At 62.9% G+C, this 16423-nt stretch carries 18 protein-coding genes; 14 read left to right on the top strand and 4 right to left on the bottom strand.

Annotated elements, in window-relative coordinates; translation table 11 throughout:
* Positions 1–2: 2 nt before the first annotated feature.
* Positions 3–932, top strand: coding sequence for an electron transfer flavoprotein subunit alpha/FixB family protein (locus CEJ45_RS19625; RefSeq protein WP_088756741.1), 930 nt, complete (start codon positions 3–5; stop codon positions 930–932).
* Positions 933–1026: 94 nt separating this feature from the next.
* Positions 1027–2811: an acyl-CoA dehydrogenase gene (locus tag CEJ45_RS19620; RefSeq protein WP_088756739.1), complete on the top strand. Its 1785-nt coding sequence runs from the start codon at positions 1027–1029 to the stop codon at positions 2809–2811.
* 83 nt (positions 2812–2894) lie between these two features.
* Here the strand turns inward: CEJ45_RS19620 and CEJ45_RS19615 are convergent, their stop codons facing one another.
* Positions 2895–3323 carry an NINE protein gene (locus CEJ45_RS19615; RefSeq protein ID WP_088756737.1) on the bottom strand — a complete coding sequence of 143 codons (429 nt, stop codon included), beginning with the start codon at positions 3321–3323 and terminating at the stop codon, positions 2895–2897.
* A gap of 318 nt (positions 3324–3641) precedes the next feature.
* Here CEJ45_RS19615 and rpsP point away from each other — a divergent pair, with 318 nt between their 5' ends.
* The 8 genes from rpsP (at position 3642) to fumC (ending at position 10134) form a co-directional block, all read left to right on the top strand.
* On the top strand, positions 3642–3896 hold the full coding sequence (rpsP, locus tag CEJ45_RS19610; protein ID WP_008327198.1) for a 30S ribosomal protein S16: 255 nt from the start codon (positions 3642–3644) through the stop codon (positions 3894–3896).
* 70 nt (positions 3897–3966) lie between these two features.
* A complete protein-coding gene (gene rimM / locus CEJ45_RS19605) occupies positions 3967–4587 on the top strand; it encodes a ribosome maturation factor RimM (RefSeq protein ID WP_088756736.1) in 621 nt (206 codons plus the stop codon).
* Between the two features lie 93 nt (positions 4588–4680).
* A complete protein-coding gene (trmD, locus tag CEJ45_RS19600) occupies positions 4681–5436 on the top strand; it encodes a tRNA (guanosine(37)-N1)-methyltransferase TrmD (protein WP_088756735.1) in 756 nt (251 codons plus the stop codon).
* Between the two features lie 181 nt (positions 5437–5617).
* A complete protein-coding gene (gene rplS, locus CEJ45_RS19595) occupies positions 5618–6001 on the top strand; it encodes a 50S ribosomal protein L19 (RefSeq protein ID WP_008327243.1) in 384 nt (127 codons plus the stop codon).
* Between the two features lie 107 nt (positions 6002–6108).
* Positions 6109–6780 (top strand): CoA pyrophosphatase, encoded by a 672-nt coding sequence (locus CEJ45_RS19590; RefSeq protein WP_034332353.1) that lies wholly within the window; start codon positions 6109–6111, stop codon positions 6778–6780.
* A gap of 163 nt (positions 6781–6943) precedes the next feature.
* Positions 6944–7903 (top strand): CobD/CbiB family protein, encoded by a 960-nt coding sequence (locus CEJ45_RS19585; RefSeq protein ID WP_088756733.1) that lies wholly within the window; start codon positions 6944–6946, stop codon positions 7901–7903.
* 306 nt (positions 7904–8209) lie between these two features.
* On the top strand, positions 8210–8560 hold the full coding sequence (locus CEJ45_RS19580) for a DUF3579 domain-containing protein (protein WP_008327247.1): 351 nt from the start codon (positions 8210–8212) through the stop codon (positions 8558–8560).
* Positions 8561–8745: 185 nt separating this feature from the next.
* Positions 8746–10134 (top strand): class II fumarate hydratase, encoded by a 1389-nt coding sequence (gene fumC, locus CEJ45_RS19575; protein ID WP_088756732.1) that lies wholly within the window; start codon positions 8746–8748, stop codon positions 10132–10134.
* 110 nt (positions 10135–10244) lie between these two features.
* Here the strand turns inward: fumC and CEJ45_RS19570 are convergent, their stop codons facing one another.
* Positions 10245–10742 carry a hypothetical protein gene (locus tag CEJ45_RS19570; protein ID WP_141107029.1) on the bottom strand — a complete coding sequence of 166 codons (498 nt, stop codon included), beginning with the start codon at positions 10740–10742 and terminating at the stop codon, positions 10245–10247.
* Between the two features lie 314 nt (positions 10743–11056).
* On the opposite strand from CEJ45_RS19570, the gene CEJ45_RS19565 reads away from it, so the two are divergent.
* From CEJ45_RS19565 to trpS, 3 genes are all read left to right on the top strand, one after another.
* Complete coding sequence (locus tag CEJ45_RS19565) at positions 11057–11401, top strand: hypothetical protein (protein ID WP_088756729.1); 345 nt, start codon at positions 11057–11059, stop codon at positions 11399–11401.
* A gap of 49 nt (positions 11402–11450) precedes the next feature.
* Positions 11451–12011 carry a glycine zipper family protein gene (locus tag CEJ45_RS19560; RefSeq protein ID WP_088756727.1) on the top strand — a complete coding sequence of 187 codons (561 nt, stop codon included), beginning with the start codon at positions 11451–11453 and terminating at the stop codon, positions 12009–12011.
* A 274-nt stretch (positions 12012–12285) separates the two neighbouring features.
* A complete protein-coding gene (gene trpS / locus CEJ45_RS19555) occupies positions 12286–13326 on the top strand; it encodes a tryptophan--tRNA ligase (protein ID WP_034338894.1) in 1041 nt (346 codons plus the stop codon).
* An 88-nt stretch (positions 13327–13414) separates the two neighbouring features.
* Here the strand turns inward: trpS and CEJ45_RS19550 are convergent, their stop codons facing one another.
* Both CEJ45_RS19550 and CEJ45_RS19545 read right to left on the bottom strand, forming a co-directional pair.
* Positions 13415–14797: an ATP-binding protein gene (locus CEJ45_RS19550; RefSeq protein WP_088756726.1), complete on the bottom strand. Its 1383-nt coding sequence runs from the start codon at positions 14795–14797 to the stop codon at positions 13415–13417.
* The gene (locus CEJ45_RS19545) at positions 14794–15531 is read right to left on the bottom strand and encodes a response regulator (protein ID WP_194294672.1); all 738 of its coding nucleotides are present in this window, start codon (positions 15529–15531) and stop codon (positions 14794–14796) included. The genes CEJ45_RS19550 and CEJ45_RS19545 overlap by 4 nt, the downstream gene beginning before the upstream one ends.
* A gap of 235 nt (positions 15532–15766) precedes the next feature.
* Between CEJ45_RS19545 and CEJ45_RS19540 the strand changes: the two genes are divergently transcribed.
* The gene (locus CEJ45_RS19540; RefSeq protein ID WP_088756724.1) at positions 15767–16315 is read left to right on the top strand and encodes a Spy/CpxP family protein refolding chaperone; all 549 of its coding nucleotides are present in this window, start codon (positions 15767–15769) and stop codon (positions 16313–16315) included.
* Positions 16316–16423: the final 108 nt, after the last annotated feature.

Below are 16423 nucleotides of genomic sequence, written 5' to 3'. Positions count from 1 at the left end.
TCATGACCGCACTCGTTATTGCCGAACACGACAACGCCAGCCTCAAGGGCAGCACCCTCAACACCATCACCGCCGCAGCGCAAGCCGGTGGCGATGTCCACGTCCTGGTGGCCGGTTCCAACGCCAAGGCCGCCGCTGACGCTGCCGCCCAAGTGGCAGGCGTAGCCAAGGTGCTGCTGGCTGATGCTCCGCAATTCGCCGATGGCCTGGCCGAAAACGTGGCCGAACAAGTCCTGGCCATCGCCAAGGATTACCGCCACATCCTCGCGCCCGCCACTGCCTACGGCAAGAACATCCTGCCGCGCGTGGCTGCGAAGCTGGACGTGGGCCAGATTTCCGACATCACCAAGGTGGAGTCGGCTGATACCTTCGAGCGTCCCATCTACGCCGGCAACGCCATTGCCACCGTGCAGTCGATCGACCCGATCAAGGTCATCACCGTGCGCACCACCGGTTTCGATCCGGCCGCACAGGGTGGTTCGGCGGCCGTGGAAAGCATCCCGGCCGTGGCCGATTCGGGCAAGTCCAGTTTCGTGGGCCGTGAAGTGGCCAAGTCGGATCGTCCCGAACTGACCGCTGCCAAGATCATCGTTTCCGGTGGCCGTGGCATGGGCTCGGCGGAAAGCTTCAAGATCCTGGAGCCGCTGGCCGACAAGCTCAACGCTGCCATGGGCGCGTCCCGCGCCGCTGTTGACGCAGGCTACGTGCCCAACGACTGGCAGGTCGGCCAGACCGGCAAGATCGTCGCGCCGCAGCTCTATATCGCCGTCGGTATCTCCGGCGCGATCCAGCATTTGGCCGGCATGAAGGACTCCAAGGTCATCGTCGCCATCAACAAGGACGAGGAAGCGCCGATCTTCTCGGTGGCTGACTATGGCCTGGTGGGTGACCTCTTCGAGGTCGTCCCCGAGCTGGTCAAGCAGCTTGGCTGATCTGTCCTGAATCGTAGTATCCGCCCCGGCTCAAGCCGGGGTGTTTTCGTGTACCCAAGGAACGCCGGCAGAGCGTTCCCAATGGAGGTTGGAGATGAGTTACACCGCGCCCGTAAAGGATATGTTGTTCGTCATGAACGAACTGGCCGGTCTGGCAGCCGTGAATGCGCTGCCCGGCTGCGAGGATGCCACGCCAGAAACGGCCGAGGCCATTCTCGAAGAAAACGCCCGTTTCTGCAGTGAAGTGATCGCCCCGCTGAACCATTCCGCCGACAAGGCGCCCAGCAGCTGGTCCGACGGCAAGGTCACCACCAGCCCGGGTTTCAAGGAGGCCTTCCGCCAGTTCGGTGAGGCCGGCTGGCAAGGCGTGCAGCATCCCGTGGAGTTCGGCGGACAAGGCCTGCCCAAGCTGCTGGCCACGCCCTGCATCGAGATGCTGAACTCGGCCAATCTCTCCTTCGCGCTGTGCCCGCTGTTGACCGATGGCACCATCGAAGCGCTGATGACGGCCGGCACGCAGCAGCAGAAGGAAACCTTCATCGCCAACTTCATCTCCGGCAAGTGGACCGGCACCATGAACCTCACCGAGCCGCAGGCCGGCTCCGACCTGGCACTGGTGCGCACCCGCGCCGTGCCGGAGGGCGACGGGACCTACAAGCTCTTCGGTACCAAGATCTTCATCACCTATGGCGAGCACGACATGGCCGAGAACATCGTCCATCTGGTGCTGGCCCGCACGCCCAATGCGCCTGAAGGCGTGAAGGGCATTTCACTCTTCATCGTGCCCAAGTTCCTGGTCAATGCCGACGGTTCGCTGGGCGCGCGCAATGACGTGCACTGCGTCTCGATCGAACACAAGCTGGGTATCAAGGCCAGCCCGACTGCCGTGCTGCAGTTCGGCGACCATGGCGGCGCCATCGGCACCCTGGTCGGTGAAGAGAATCGCGGCCTGGAATACATGTTCATCATGATGAATGCGGCACGCTTCGCCGTGGGCATCCAGGGGCTGTCGGTGTCGGAACGTGCCTACCAGAAGGCGGTGTCCTATGCCCGCGACCGCATCCAGTCGCGCGACCTGGCCGGCTCGCCCGGTCCGGTGGCCATCATCCACCAGCCCGATGTGCGTCGCATGTTGATGTCCATGCGCGCCCAGATCGAGGCGGCGCGGGCCTTGTCCTATGTGGCCGCAGCTACCTCGGACGCGGCGCACTTCAGCGATGATGAAGCGACCCGCAAATCCAACCAGGCCTTCTACGAATACCTGGTGCCCATCGTCAAGGGCTGGATCACCGAGATGTCCGTCGACGTGACCTCCACCGGCGTGCAGGTGCACGGCGGCATGGGCTTCATCGAGGAAACCGGTGCGGCCCAGCATTATCGCGACGCCCGCATCCTGCCGATCTACGAAGGCACGACGGCCATCCAGGCCAATGACCTGGTGGGCCGCAAGACCGTGCGTGACGGCGGTGCCGTGGCCAAGGGCATCATCGCCCAGGTGCGCCAGACCGTGGCCGAGCTGCAGGGCGATGCGCAACTGCAGCCCATCGCGGCGCGCCTGGCCGACGCCGCCGATGCGCTGGAACAGGTGGTCGAGTATGTGGTGGCCAACGTCAAGAGCGATATCAAGGCGGTCTTCGCGGGCAGCGTCCCGTACCTGAAGATGGCTGGCGTGGTGCTGGGTGGCTGGCAAATGGCGCGTGCGGCAGCCATTGCGGCGGGCAAGCTGAAATCCGGCGAGGGCGACGGCAAGTTCTACGAAGCCAAGTTGGCGACCGCGCGTTTCTACGCCGAGCAGATCCTGCCGCAGGCGCTGGCCTATCGCACGGCCGTCGTCGATGGCGGTGCGGCAGTCATGGCGCTGGCTGAAGAGCAGTTCTGATCAGGTCTTCAGACAAAAGCCCGGAACAACGCCTTGGCGATGTTCCGGGCTTGTTCATTGGGAGGAGATGGCAGGGTAGCAGGTCAGCCGAAAGCCCCGCCGGTGAAGAGCAGGTCAAAGCTGCGCGCCAGCAGGGCGATCACGCCCATGGCGCCCAATCCCACGGTCAGGACCAGGATCAGGGCCAGGATCCAGTGCGATTCCGAGTTCTTGCCGCTGCCGGCGTTGTAGCGTGCATCCCACTTGTCGTCGGGCGTCAGGCCCAGCACCAGCGCTTCCAGGCAGGCAATGAGCACCGACAGCACGAAGGGCAGGCCGGTGAAGAGCTTGGGCGCCTCCGGCCGCGCCGCCATCAAGGCCAGTGACAAGGGAATGGCCAGGATGTGCAGCCAGCCGAAGCGGTCACGGCTGCCGTGGAGATAGAAGCGGTGCAGGCCGATGCTGCCGAAGACGGTGGCCAGGAAGGTCGTCAGGGTCTTGTTCTTGTGGCGGGGTGCGGAAGGCAAGGGCATGCTGCTCGTCTCTTTATTCTGTTGTAAGCCGTCAGAGATGAATCTGGCGGCCATATCGTTCGTGGTCAGGTCTGGCAGCAGTATAGCCGAGGCCCTGGCGCCGGGTGATTTCCGTCAGGACAAGCTGCCACGCGGCAGTCCTGGCCGGAGGAGGGGCAAAAGTGATGCCAAAAGACATCACTTTTGCCGTGTTTTGGGGAGTTTGCGGGGCGTTGTGCGTTGGTCTCTGGCACAAAAGCGCCAAGCAACTTGCCCGGGTGGGCGGAAGTCCGTTATAATCTGCGGCTTTTCCGTGTCCGTATTCTTACTGGAACCATTATGGTCGTTATTCGTTTAGCTCGTGGCGGCGCCAAGAAGCGCCCCTTCTACAACATCGTTGCAACCGACTCGCGCAATCGTCGCGATGGTCGTTTCATCGAGCGCATCGGCTTCTACAACCCGGTCGCTTCCGGCAAGGAAGAAACCGTGCGTATCGCTGCTGACCGTCTGGCTCACTGGCAAGGCGTTGGCGCACAACTGTCGCCGACCGTTGCTCGCCTGGTCGCTGAAGCCGGTTCCAAGGCTGCTGCTTAATACAGGTTTTCCTGTCTGATTCCGCGCCGGTTCTGCTGGCGCAAGGATGAAGAGCAGGTCTGGTGTACTCATGACTCATCCAGCCCAGGCGGGGTTCTCCGCACCCGACGATCTCGTGACCGTCGGCCATGTGACCGGAGCCTACGGAATCCAGGGCTGGATTCGCGTGCGTCCTTATTCTTCCGAGGCAGATGCCTTGTTGAATGCCAAGACCTGGTGGCTGGAGAAATCCGGCCAGCCCAAGCAGGATGTCGATGTCATGCAGTCCAAGGGGCACAGCGGCGATGTCGTTGCGCGCCTGACCGGGGTAGCGGACCGCAATGCGGCCGAAGCCATGAAGGGAACGGTGGTCTCCATCTCCCGCAAGCACTTCCCGGCGCTGGATGACAATGAATTCTACTGGGTCGATCTGATCGGCTCGGCAGTGGAAAATCTCCAGGGTGAACAACTGGGCGTGGTGTCCGACATGATGGACAACGGCGCCCATCCCATCCTGGTGGTGAAGGCCCCGGTGCAGGAAACTGCGCCAGCGCCGCAACCGCAAGCCGCTGCCGATGCAAAGCCGAAAAAGGGTGCCAAGGAGAAATCCGCGGCGGCGCCCGAATTGCTGATTCCGTTTGTCGACCAGTTCGTCAAGACGGTGCAGCAGAGCGAAAAAAAGATCATCGTCGACTGGGACAAGGATTACTGACCTTCAAGGTCAGTTTTTTCTTTTCCGGCTCGCTGATGTGAGCAGATTCAACAGATTCAAACGAGTCAAAAGAACCCAGGAAATGGAGGCGTGATGCAGTTTGATGTCGTCACTCTGTTTCCCGAGATGTTCGCCGCGCTCACGCAGTCCGGCATTACCCGCCGGGCGCTGGAGCAGCAGCGCTGGGGCTTGCAGTTGTGGAATCCGCGTGAATTCACCACTGACAATCACCGCACCGTGGATGACCGCCCCTATGGCGGCGGTCCCGGCATGGTGATGCTGGCCAAGCCGCTGCAGGCTGCCATCGAGGCGGCGCAGCAGCGGCAGCAAGCGCTTGGCTTGTCCCGGCCGCGTGTGATTTATCTTTCACCGCAAGGCGCACCGCTGACGCATGAGCGCGTGGTGCGGCTGTCGCAGGACAGCGGGGCAGTGTTGCTGTGCGGTCGCTATGAAGCGATTGACCAGCGCCTGCTCGACAAGTGTGTGGACGAGGAAATCAGCATCGGCGACTTCGTCCTCTCCGGCGGTGAATTGCCGGCGATGGCACTGATGGATGCAGTGATCCGGCTCTTGCCGGGTGCGCTCAACGACAGTGCCTCGGCCGTGGAAGACAGTTTTGTCAACGGATTGCTGGATTCGCCGCATTACACGCGTCCGGAAGTCTATGAAGGTGCACCGGTGCCGTCCATCCTCCTGGGCGGGCACCATGCCGAGATCCAGAAATGGCGCCGGCAGCGGGCACTGGAAGCCACGCAGAAGAAGCGCCCCGACCTCATCGTCAGGGCCCGCGAGCAGGGCTTGCTGAGCAAGACCGATGAAAAGTTTCTGGGCAGTTTGCCGCCGCAGTAAGCCTGCACGCGAGCAGATCGCCCGAGTGAAGTTTTAGCAGCAAATGCAGTACCGCAGGCCCGGCAACGGACCTGCACCGTGCGGTGGCCGATGTCACCGTGTTTGAAACCCCATCCTCTACCGGGCTTTACAATCGGCCCTCGTGGCAATGGCGCCGGCAAGATGGTTACAGGAGCAAAAAATGGATCTGATCCAGCAACTCGAGCAAGAAGAGATCGCGCGTCTCGCCAAGAACATTCCCGACTTCGCCCCCGGCGACACCGTGATTGTCAACGTGAACGTGGTTGAAGGTACCCGCAAGCGCGCTCAGGCTTACGAAGGCGTGGTCATCGCCCGCCGTAACCGTGGCCTGAACTCCAACTTCATCGTCCGCAAGATTTCTTCGGGCGAAGGCGTTGAGCGTACCTTCCAGCTGTACTCGCCGCTGATCGCCTCGATCGAAGTCAAGCGTCGTGGTGACGTGCGTCGTGCCAAGCTGTACTACCTGCGCGAACGTTCGGGCAAGTCGGCACGTATCAAGGAAAAGCTGCCCAGCCGTGCGGCAAAGGCTGCTGCTGCCGAGTAATCGGTCGCCTGTTGATGCGTCAGGAAAAGGGGTGTCTCGCGACGCCCCTTTTTCGTTTCTGACACCCAATTGAAGTCCTGACAACCTCACGATCAAGCGAGCACAACGTGGCCAGTTTCGATCCCGTCAATCTGCCTGTGGATGCCGTCGCCGGCGAAAGTGCGCTGGAGGCCGCGCGCCTGAATGCCGACTGGCTGCGCCAGCGCTTCGCCGACCCGCCGCGCTGGGAACCCGAGCACAGCGGCGACCAGATGGCACGTCTGGCCGAGTCCAAGGGACGGTTCCGGCTGGCCTCGGTGCTGATCCCGATCGTGCTGCGCGAAGAGGGGATGACGGTTCTCTTCACTCAGCGTACAGCTGACCTGAAGGATCACGCGGGACAGATCAGTTTCCCCGGCGGCCGCCGCGAAGACTATGACGGCTCGGCCATCGAGACCGCTCTGCGCGAGACCGAAGAGGAAATCGGCCTGGCGCGCCAGCACATCGAAGTCATCGGCTCGCTGCCTGATTACTTCACCGGCACCGGTTACCGGGTCACGCCGGTGGCCGGACTGATACAGCCGCCGTTCGAGGCCGTGGGCGATCCGCGTGAAGTGGCCGAGATCTTTGAAGTGCCGCTGGCTTTCCTCATGGATGGCCTGAACCATCAACGCCGCTCGGTCGAGCTGCCGGCGCCGGTGGGCCGTCGCAGCTTCTATACCATGCCCTATGACCGCTACTTCATCTGGGGTGCAACTGCCGGCATGCTGCGCAACCTGTTCCACTTCCTGCGCAGTTAGCGACAGAATTTGTCGCCTCTCAGCTACGCAATGTCGCTGTTAATGTTCAAATAAGTAAAAATCCGTGACATCGCGCTCTTGATTGTGATCAACGAATCAATTGTTTGATTCCCATCTTGCACTGCGCTATCGTACGGGCTACAGAGACCCCTAAGGCAGCTTGATGACATTTCTTTCCATTCTCTTTGCGCTGTTAATCGAACAACTCAAACCACTGCGCGCAGACAATCCGGTATACGCGTCGATCAAGTCTTTCGCGGCCACCATCGAAGGCTGGTTCAACGCCGGTCACGCCCATCACGGCCGCCTGGGCTGGGTGGTGATGGTGGGGGCGCTGACGGTGCCGGTGGCGCTGGTCTACTGGCTGCTGCTGCATGTGAGCCTGGTGGCGGCTTTCGCCTGGAACGTGCTGGTGGTCTACATGACCCTGGGTTTCCGCCATTACAGCCATTACTTCACCTCCATCCAGCTGGCCCTGAACACGGGCGACGAAATGACCGCCCGCACCCTGCTGGCCGAATGGACCAAGCTGGACACCACGGCAATGGATGTGAGCGAAATTTCCCGCATCGCCTCCGAGCGCGCACTCATCACCACGCATCGCCACGTCTTCGGCGTGTTCTTCTGGTTCCTGATGCCGGCTGGCCCGGCGCTGGCCGTGATGTACCGCGTGGCCGAATATCTCTCGCGCGCCTGGAACGAGCCGGATCACATGAAATATGAAGCCTTCGGCCGGTTTGCCGCCCAGGCCTTTTACTGGATCGACTGGATTCCGGCGCGCCTGACGGCCTCGGCCTTTGCGGTGGTCGGCAACTTCGAGGATGCCATCTACGCCTGGCGCAACTTCGCCAACCGCTGGGACGACGAGGCCGCCGGCATCATCCTGGCTGCCGGTGGCGGCGCCATGGGGGTGCGTTTCGGTACCGAGAAGGAAGCGGCCGCCGGCATCATCCTGCCGGCCGATGCTGCCACGGTCGATTCCATGGCCGAAGAAACCGACGGCCTGCCCGGTGATACCCCCTCGCCGCGCACCCTGCAGAGCACCGTGGGCCTGGTCTGGCGCGCCTTGCTGCTGTGGATGTTCCTGTTGCTGCTGCTGTCGGTAGCGGTGTGGATGGGCTAAGCGAATTGTCTTTGAAGAAGCGGGCTCAGGCCCGCTTTGTTTTTGGGAACGCGATTCTCGCCAACCCGGTATACTTCCAGCTTCACTTCAGAAGGCCGCCACATGCAGGGATGCATGCTTTGCCCGCAAGGCATGAGCGGCACGCAGTAGCCGGGGGAGACCGGTAGAAGCCAAGTCTTCTATAAGATATAATACTCAGTACCGCAGGCACCCAGGCAGTGGATCGCCGAGGCACCGCGGACTCCAGGGCTCCGGTCCCACCAGGACAAGGGCATTCGGTTGCAAGCGCTTTAGAAGAATGCATGTATGGCTGATCCCATCAAACCCGCAAACGCACCGGCCAAAGAATTCATCATCCTCGGCAAGACCTCGGATGGCCGGCAGTTCCGCCCCAGCGACTGGGCGGAGCGCCTGTGCGGCGTGATGTCGTGCTTCCGTCCCGAAGGCAGTGGCGGTCGCAATGCACACCTGAAATATTCTCCCTACGTGCTGCCCACCCACATCGATGGCGTGCGCTCGGTGGTGGTCAACGAAGCCCTGCGCGAGCTGGAGCCGCTGGCCTATCACTTCGTGGTCAACTTCGCCAAGGACAACGACCTGCAAGTGGTCGAGGCCTGTGTGCTGCCTGATCCGCCCAAGGACAACAAGGCCGGCTGATTGCCTGCCGAGCATTGCCGACCCCTCGCCAGCTTCATGCCGCCGCTTCCTGCGGGCGGTCCCGCCAGCAGTTACACTAGACGTCATCTTGTCGGTCTCGTCGGTGACTCAGCCTTCAGCTTGCGCCAGAGTCTCACGGGATCATCGGGCCGCTTGCGGCCCTCTCATCACGGAGAACCAGCATCATGAACCACCGCATGGAGCGCGACACCTTTGGACTGATTGAAGTCCCCGCCGATCGCCTGTGGGGCGCGCAGACCGAACGTTCGCTGCACCACTTCCATATTTCCACCGAGCGCATGCCGGCCGAGCTGATCGTGGCCTTGGCCGCCGTCAAGCGCGCCTGTGCCACGGTCAACCGCGACCTGGGCAAGCTGGACGGCAAGAAGGCCGAGGCCATCATTGCGGCTGCCGATGAGGTCATCGCCGGCAAGCATCCGCTGGAGTTTCCGCTGTCGGTCTGGCAGACCGGGTCCGGCACCCAGAGCAACATGAACATGAACGAGGTGCTGGCCAACCGCGCCTCCGAACTGCTGGGCGGCGTGCGCGGCGAGGATCGCCTGATCCACCCGAATGACGACGTCAACCGTGGCCAGTCCTCCAACGACATCTTCCCGACCGCCATGCACGTGGCCGCCTGCATGGCCGTGGCCACGCACCTGATTCCGTCGCTGCACACCCTGCGCGCCACGCTGGCGGACAAGTCCGCGCAGTTCGCCGACATCGTCAAGATCGGCCGCACCCACCTGCAGGACGCCACGCCGCTGACGCTGGGCCAGGAGTTCTCGGGCTACGTGGCCCAGCTGGATCATGCCGAATCGGCCATCATCGCCACCCTCAACGCCATCTCCGAGCTGGCCGCTGGTGGCACGGCCGTCGGTACCGGGCTCAATGCCCATCCCGAATTCGGCGAGCGCGTGGCGGCCGAGCTGGCCAAGTACTTCGGTTTCCCGTTCAAGACTGCGCCCAACAAGTTTGCCGCCCTGGCCGGACACGATGCCCTGGTGGCCGCGCACGGTGGACTCAAGACCCTGGCGGCGGCCATGATGAAGATCTCCAACGACGTCCGCTGGCTGGCTTCCGGCCCGCGTTCCGGGCTGGGCGAGATCACCATCCCCGAGAACGAGCCAGGCAGCTCCATCATGCCGGGCAAGGTCAACCCGACCCAGTGCGAAGCCATGACCATGCTGTGCGCCCAGGTCTTCGGCAACGATGTCGCACTCAACATTGGCGGTGCCAGCGGCAACTTCGAGCTCAACGTGTTCAAGCCGGTGATCATCCACAACTTCCTGCAGAGCGTACGCCTGCTGGGCGATGGCATGGCCAGCTTCGAGGAGCACTGCGCGCGCGGCATTGAAGCCAACCACAGCCGCATTGGCGAACTGATGGAAAAATCGCTCATGCTGGTGACGGCCCTGGCCCCGCACATCGGTTACGACAAGGCCGCCAAGATCGCCAAGCAGGCGCATCACGACGGTACCACCCTGAAGCAGGCGGCATTGGCGCTGGGCTTTGTGACCGAAGAGCAGTTTGCCGAGTGGATCAAGCCGGAGCAGATGACGCGGCCGGGTTGAGCGTGATATAGTTTCCCGGTCGCAGGGGCGCTGGAGGCTTTAAGTTACCCAGGACTGCGACCATAAACGGCCTTGAAAAAGGCCGTTTTGTTTTTGTGGCGTCGGCAGCGTCATGGGCATTGGCGCGGCTTGACCCAATCGCCGCGCGGGATGGTTGAAAACAATTCCGCCTTCGGTTTGCGCGCCGACAATTCGAGGACTGCCACATCATTGACACGATTTCCATATCCGTCGTCTCGGGGGCGAGGATTGCAGAGCGCCGACATCTTTTTTGTAGGGACTACTTCGGCCTGCGCACTGAGAGCGCTGGCGATCTGCTCCACCATGTCTTCAATCGAGTATCCGTCTGCATGGCGACTGCTGAAGAGGTGCCTGCCGAGAAAGAGAATTTCAGGATCCAGCAAACGCGGGAGGTCGGCGCTAATCCGCTGTGCGTTGAGAACGTCATGTTGCAAGGCGGTAAGCTTGCCAATCGCGATGACTTTCGCACGTTCGCCACGTGCGATGAGCATCAGATTGCTGCGGATGAGGGAATGACTGCCGTCGTATAAAGGCATGAGTTTCAAATCATGAAAATTCCCTCTTGGAAAATTATAGCGGCCGGCCACGAGCCCTCAGCTGGCGGGGCAAATTTGTACACAAAGAATCGCATGTTCTCGAATGGAACTAGCCGGGAGACCCGAGCCACCCCCTGATTGCAAAGCCTTTTCAACCCCGTGTATATCTCTGTTGATTAGGGTTACGAATTGAAACATCTCGAGATTTCACCGCAGCCCCGGCGTATATTGCTTTCCTGCGCCAGATGCGTCTGCAAGCCGCACCGGGCAAGGATTCCAGGCTGATGCGGCCGCGTGGGGAACGCGGCCTTGAGGCCATCCGGCAAGCATTCCCATTATTCTGAGACACACCCAAGGGCAACAACATGAAAAAACTAGCGGCAATTGGCGTCTGTGGCGCGCTGGCGGTAGCCGGCCTGGTTGCCAGCGCCTCGGCCTATGCGCACGGGCGCTTCTATGGTGGCGTGGTGATCGGCGGACCGGTATGGGTGCCGCCCCCTGTCTACTATCCGCCGCCGGTGTATTACCCGCCGCCGGTCTACGTGGAGCGGGCACCCGCACCGGTCTACGTGGAGCCGCAGCGCCAGGACTACTGGTACTACTGCGCTGATTCCAAGTCCTACTACCCCTACGTCCAGAACTGCCCCAGCCCCTGGATGAAGGTCGTGCCCAATACGCCGGGTGTGCCGGGTAGTACGCCGCCGCAGTAAGCCGCGTCTCAGCCAGGTAATTCGTCCGATCCCCGATAAAGGAAACATCGTGAAACCCCTCTACAAGACCGCCGCCACCGTCTCCGCCCTGGGTGCCATGCTGGCGCTGGGAGGCTGCGTGAGCGTGCCGACCGGCCCTTCGGTGATGGCCATGCCCGGCAAGGACAAGACGTATGAACAGTTCCGCGCCGACCAGCAGCAATGCCAGCAATACGCCCAGGACGCCATCGGCGGCCAGGCCGCGCAGACCCAGAACAATGCGGCCAACAGTGCCGCGGTCGGCACCGCCGTGGGTGCCGTGGCCGGTGCCCTCATCGGCGCGGCCTCGGGCAATGCCGGTGCGGGTGCGGCCATCGGTGCCGGCGGTGGCTTGCTGGTGGGCAGTGCGGCCGGCAGCAACGCCGCCGCAGGAGGCAACTACTCGATGCAGCAGCGCTACGACATGACCTACACCCAATGTATGTACAGCAAGGGCAACCAGGTGCAGCAGCCGGTGCAGACCACCACCGTCTACACCTATCACCCGCGCTACTACTACGCACCGCCGCCGCCCCCGGGGTATTACGGCCCGCCGCCGGTGTATTACGGTCCGCCACCGGGTGCGTATTGAATTCGCGCACAAGCTGAGCCCAGCGCCAGAACCGCCTCTTGCAGGCGGTTTTTTCTTATGCAACGCAACATGGGGCGCTGCCGGTGCTATACTCGCCGCCATGCTTTTCCGAAAAGATCAACTTGCGAAAACCCAGCATTGGTGGCGCGCCTGAACGAGGCGGCCCGTTTTCACACAGCTTGACCATGTGACCATGATGCCGCCGGTTCCGGCGGCATTGTTTCTTCAGCTTCGGGACCGGCGGCATTCCAGAGATTAACGATCAGGAATGACCATGTCTTCGAACGCCACGAGCTCCACCCCCACCACCAGCAGCCTGCCCGTCGTCCTCACCGGCGACCGTCCTACCGGTCCCTTGCACCTGGGCCACTACATCGGCTCGCTCAAGTCGCGCGTGGCGCTGCAGGAAACCTCGCGGCAGTTCCTGCTGCTGGCCGATACCCAGGCCATGACCGACAACGTCGGCCGCCACCAGAAAGTCACCGACAACGTGCTCGAAGTGGCGCTGGACTACCTGGCCGTGGGCATCGATCCCGAGAAGTCGACCATCTTCATCCAGTCCCAGGTGCGCGAGCTGTATGAATTGTCGATGGTGCTGCTGAACCTGGTGACGGTCTCGCGCCTGGAGCGCAACCCCACCATCAAGGAAGAAATCCGCCTGCGCGGCTTCGAGCGCGACATCCCGGCCGGCTTCCTGACCTATCCGGTCAGCCAGGCCGCCGACATCACCGCCTTCAAGGGCCAGCTGGTGCCGGTGGGCAGCGACCAGCTGCCCATGATCGAGCAGACCAATGAACTGGTGCGCAAATTCAATGCCACGGTGGATCGCGAAGTGCTGGTCGAATGCAAGGAAGTGCTCTCCGAAACCGGCCGCCTGCCCGGCATCGATGGCAAGGCCAAGATGAGCAAGTCGCTGGGCAACTCCATTGCCCTGGGCGCGACCCCGGCCGAGATCAAGCAGGCCGTGCACCGCATGTACACCGACCCCAACCACCTGCGCGTGGATGATCCGGGCCAGGTCGAGGGCAATGTGGTCTTCACCTTCCTGGATGCCTTCGACCCGGACCGCGATGCCGTGGCCGAACTGAAGGCCCACTACACCCGCGGCGGCCTGGGCGACAGCGTGGTCAAGCGCCGCCTGGAAGGGATCCTGCAGGAAATGCTGGAACCCATCCGCACCCGCCGCGAAGAATTCGCCAAGGATCGCGGCGAAGTGCTGGCCATCTTGAAGCGCGGTACCGAACGCGCCAGCGCCGTGGCTGCGCAGACGATGTCGGAAGTCAACGCCGCGCTGGGCCTGAACTACTTCGGTTGAGCTGGTAGCGGCCTTCCTGGCCGGGATATGAAAACCGCCGCATCCCGTGAGGGTTTGCGGCGGTTTTTTCATGCACGGGTGAAGGATTTCACCGATTTTTGGCAGGCGTCATGGGCGGCAATTCCAGCAGCACTTCCAGTCCGCCTTCAGGCAGGTTGCGCAGGCGCAGCTGGCCGTGGTGGTTCTCGGCGATATTGAGCGCAATGGTCAGCCCCAGGCCGGTGCCGCCGGTATCGCGCGAGCGCGAGGTCTCCAGGCGATAGAAGGGTTCGAACACCGCCTCCAGTTCGGACTCGGGAATGCCCGGCCCCTGGTCGCGGATGCGGATGGCGATCTTCTGCTGTTCCAGGGCGATGGACACGCGCGCCGACTTGCCGTACTTGCAGGCATTGTCGACCAGGTTGGTCAGACAGCGCCGCAGGGCGCCCGGCTGGGCCATCACGAAGGCGCGGGTACTGCCTTGCAGCGCCACGTCCTGGCCGGCATCGGCGGCGTCGGCGCAGACGCTGTCGAGCAGCGAATCGATATCCAATGCCTGGATCTTCTCGGAGGAATCCATGCTGCGTGCCAGGTCCAGTCCTTCCCGCACCATGCCATGCATCACCCCCAGGTCGTCGATGAGCTTCTGCTGCAGCGGGACATCGGTGACCTTCTCCAGCCGCAGGCGCATGCGCGTCAACGGTGTCTGCAGGTCATGCGTGATGGCCGCCAGCATGTGGGTGCGATGCTGGATCTGGCGGCGGATGCGCGCCTGCATGGCATTGAAGGCGTGGGCTGCCTGGCGGATCTCGGTCGGCCCGGCCTCGGGCAGCGGTGCATGGTCGATGTCGCTGCCCAGGCGCGAAGCGGCTTGCGCCAGCTGGCGGATCGGACGCGTGGCCATGCGCGCCACCAGCCAGGCCAGCATGGCGATCAAGACCAAAAACAGCAGGATGTATTGCAGCCCGAACAAGCCGGCCGGCCCGCCCGGACCGCGCCCGCGCAGGGCCGGGGGCTCGCCCGGCTGGTGCAGGCGCAGGCGCATGAGGGCCTGGTCATGCAGGCTGATGTAGATGACGCGGCAGGTATCGCGGCGCGGCCCGCGACCGTCGTCGGCACGCAAGGGCGGGCATTCGCTCTCGCGCTGCACAGCAATCTTGCGTTCCTCGCCCAGGCGCGCCTGCAGCATCTCGATGAGCGGACTGGTGCTGGCATTGGGGCCGATGGCATCGTTCATGTCCTCCACCATGCGCGCCTCGAAACCGAAGTTGGTGGCGGCCTGCAGCACGATGGGACGCTGCGCCGGGGGGATGTCGTCCACCGCCTGCACGATCTGCTCGACGCGGTCGGCCAGGTGCTGGAAGCGCAGCTCGCGCAGGGTATTGCGGCGCTCGTTGCCGGCCAGCCAGTTGGTGGCCAATACCGCGACCACGATCCCGCCGAGCAGCAGGAAGAAGATGCGGTTGCCGATGGAGCCCAGGAAGTTCTTCATGCGCTGCGGCCTGCGCCTTCGGCCGTGACGGTGGTGGCCAGCACATAACCCTCGTTGCGTACGGTCTTGATGATGGTGGGCGTGCGGGCATCGTCGCCCAGCTTCTGGCGCAGGCGGCTGATCTGGATATCCACCGAACGGTCGAAGGGATCGGATTCGCGGCCTTGCGTGAGCTCCAGCAACTGGTCGCGGTTGAGCACGCGGTTGGGATGGTCGAGGAACACCTTCAGCAGCCGGAACTCGGCGCCCGACAAGGCCACCACCACGCCATCCCGGTTCACCAGGTGGCGTGCGGTCAGGTCCAGCGTCCAGCCGGCAAAGCGCATGGTCGCCACATCCGGCTGGGCCATGTTGGGCGGCAGTGCCTGCGTGCGGCGCAGGACGCTGCGGATGCGGGCAAACAGTTCGCGAGGCTCGAAGGGCTTGGCCAGGTAATCATCGGCCCCCATTTCCAGGCCGAGGATGCGGTCCAGCGGCTCGCCGCGCGCGGTCAGCATGATCACCGGCACCGAGGAGGTGGCGCGCAGGTTGCGGCAGAGGGTCAGGCCGTCCTCGCCCGGCAGGGTCAGGTCCAGCACGATCAGGTCTACCCGCGACTCTTCCAGCACGCGGCGCATTTCGCTGCCATTGGTGGCGGTGAGGGTGCGCAGGCCGTTGCTGTCCAGGTATTCGGCCAGCAGGGTGCGGATGTCGCGGTCGTCGTCGACGACGAGGATGTGAGTATTTGTATCCATGGATCGCATTATGCCGAACTTGTCCGCAGGTGCAGGGCGGATTTGTATCGGGTCTTTACAAGGAGCCGGGCAGAAATAAAACGATACCTGGGCGGCCCCCGTATATACAAAACGATACAAATGACGCCACAGCGGAAAAACCGTTGATACACGCCGCCGGTTTAATGGGAACCATGCCAAGGCAGCACGTCGCTGCCGAACGCATCAGAGCACCATCCCCTGAAAGGAGCAAGCCATGTTGACAATGAAAAACCGTATCCTCGCCGGCATCGCCGCCGTTAGCATCAGCGCCGTGACCCTGTCGGCCTTCGCCCAGATGCCCCCGGGCGGCCCGGATGGCCCGCGCGGCCATGCCCCGAGCGCGGAACAGATCGCCAAGTTCGAGCAGATGCGCGCCAAGCACCAGGCCGAGATGCACGACAAGCTCAAGATCACGGCTTCCCAGGAAGCCGCCTGGAAGCTCTTCCTTGACAAGACCAAGCCGGCCCCCTTCGACCAGGCCGGCCGTCCCAACAAGGAAGAATGGGCCAAGCTGTCCACCCCGGAACGCCTGGACAAGCAGCTCGACATGATGCGCAAGCGTGAAGCCTTCGCCGAACAGCGCATCGCCGCCACCAAGGACTTCTACGCGACCCTGTCGCCGGAACAGCAGAAGATCTTTGATGCCGAACACGCCAAGATGGAACGCCATCGCTGGGAAAAGATGGAACACCAGCGCCACGGCGACCGCAAGGGCCCCCCGCGTGACGGCAAGCCGGCACCGGACGCCCCGCCGGCCAAGTAAGCCAGGCCAGGCAGGACTTGCCGCCGCGCCGCAAAAGCCTGACTCTGGCGCTGCGTGCAGTCCCACCCTACAGCCTTGCGGTGGTCCGCAAGGCTGTTCTCGTTGGCA

It is taken from the genome of Herbaspirillum aquaticum (assembly GCF_002213425.1).
GTDB lineage: Bacteria > Pseudomonadota > Gammaproteobacteria > Burkholderiales > Burkholderiaceae_D > Herbaspirillum > Herbaspirillum aquaticum.
The sequence above is the reverse complement of the archived record's forward strand: the minus strand, read 5'-3'. Positions and strand labels throughout refer to the sequence as shown.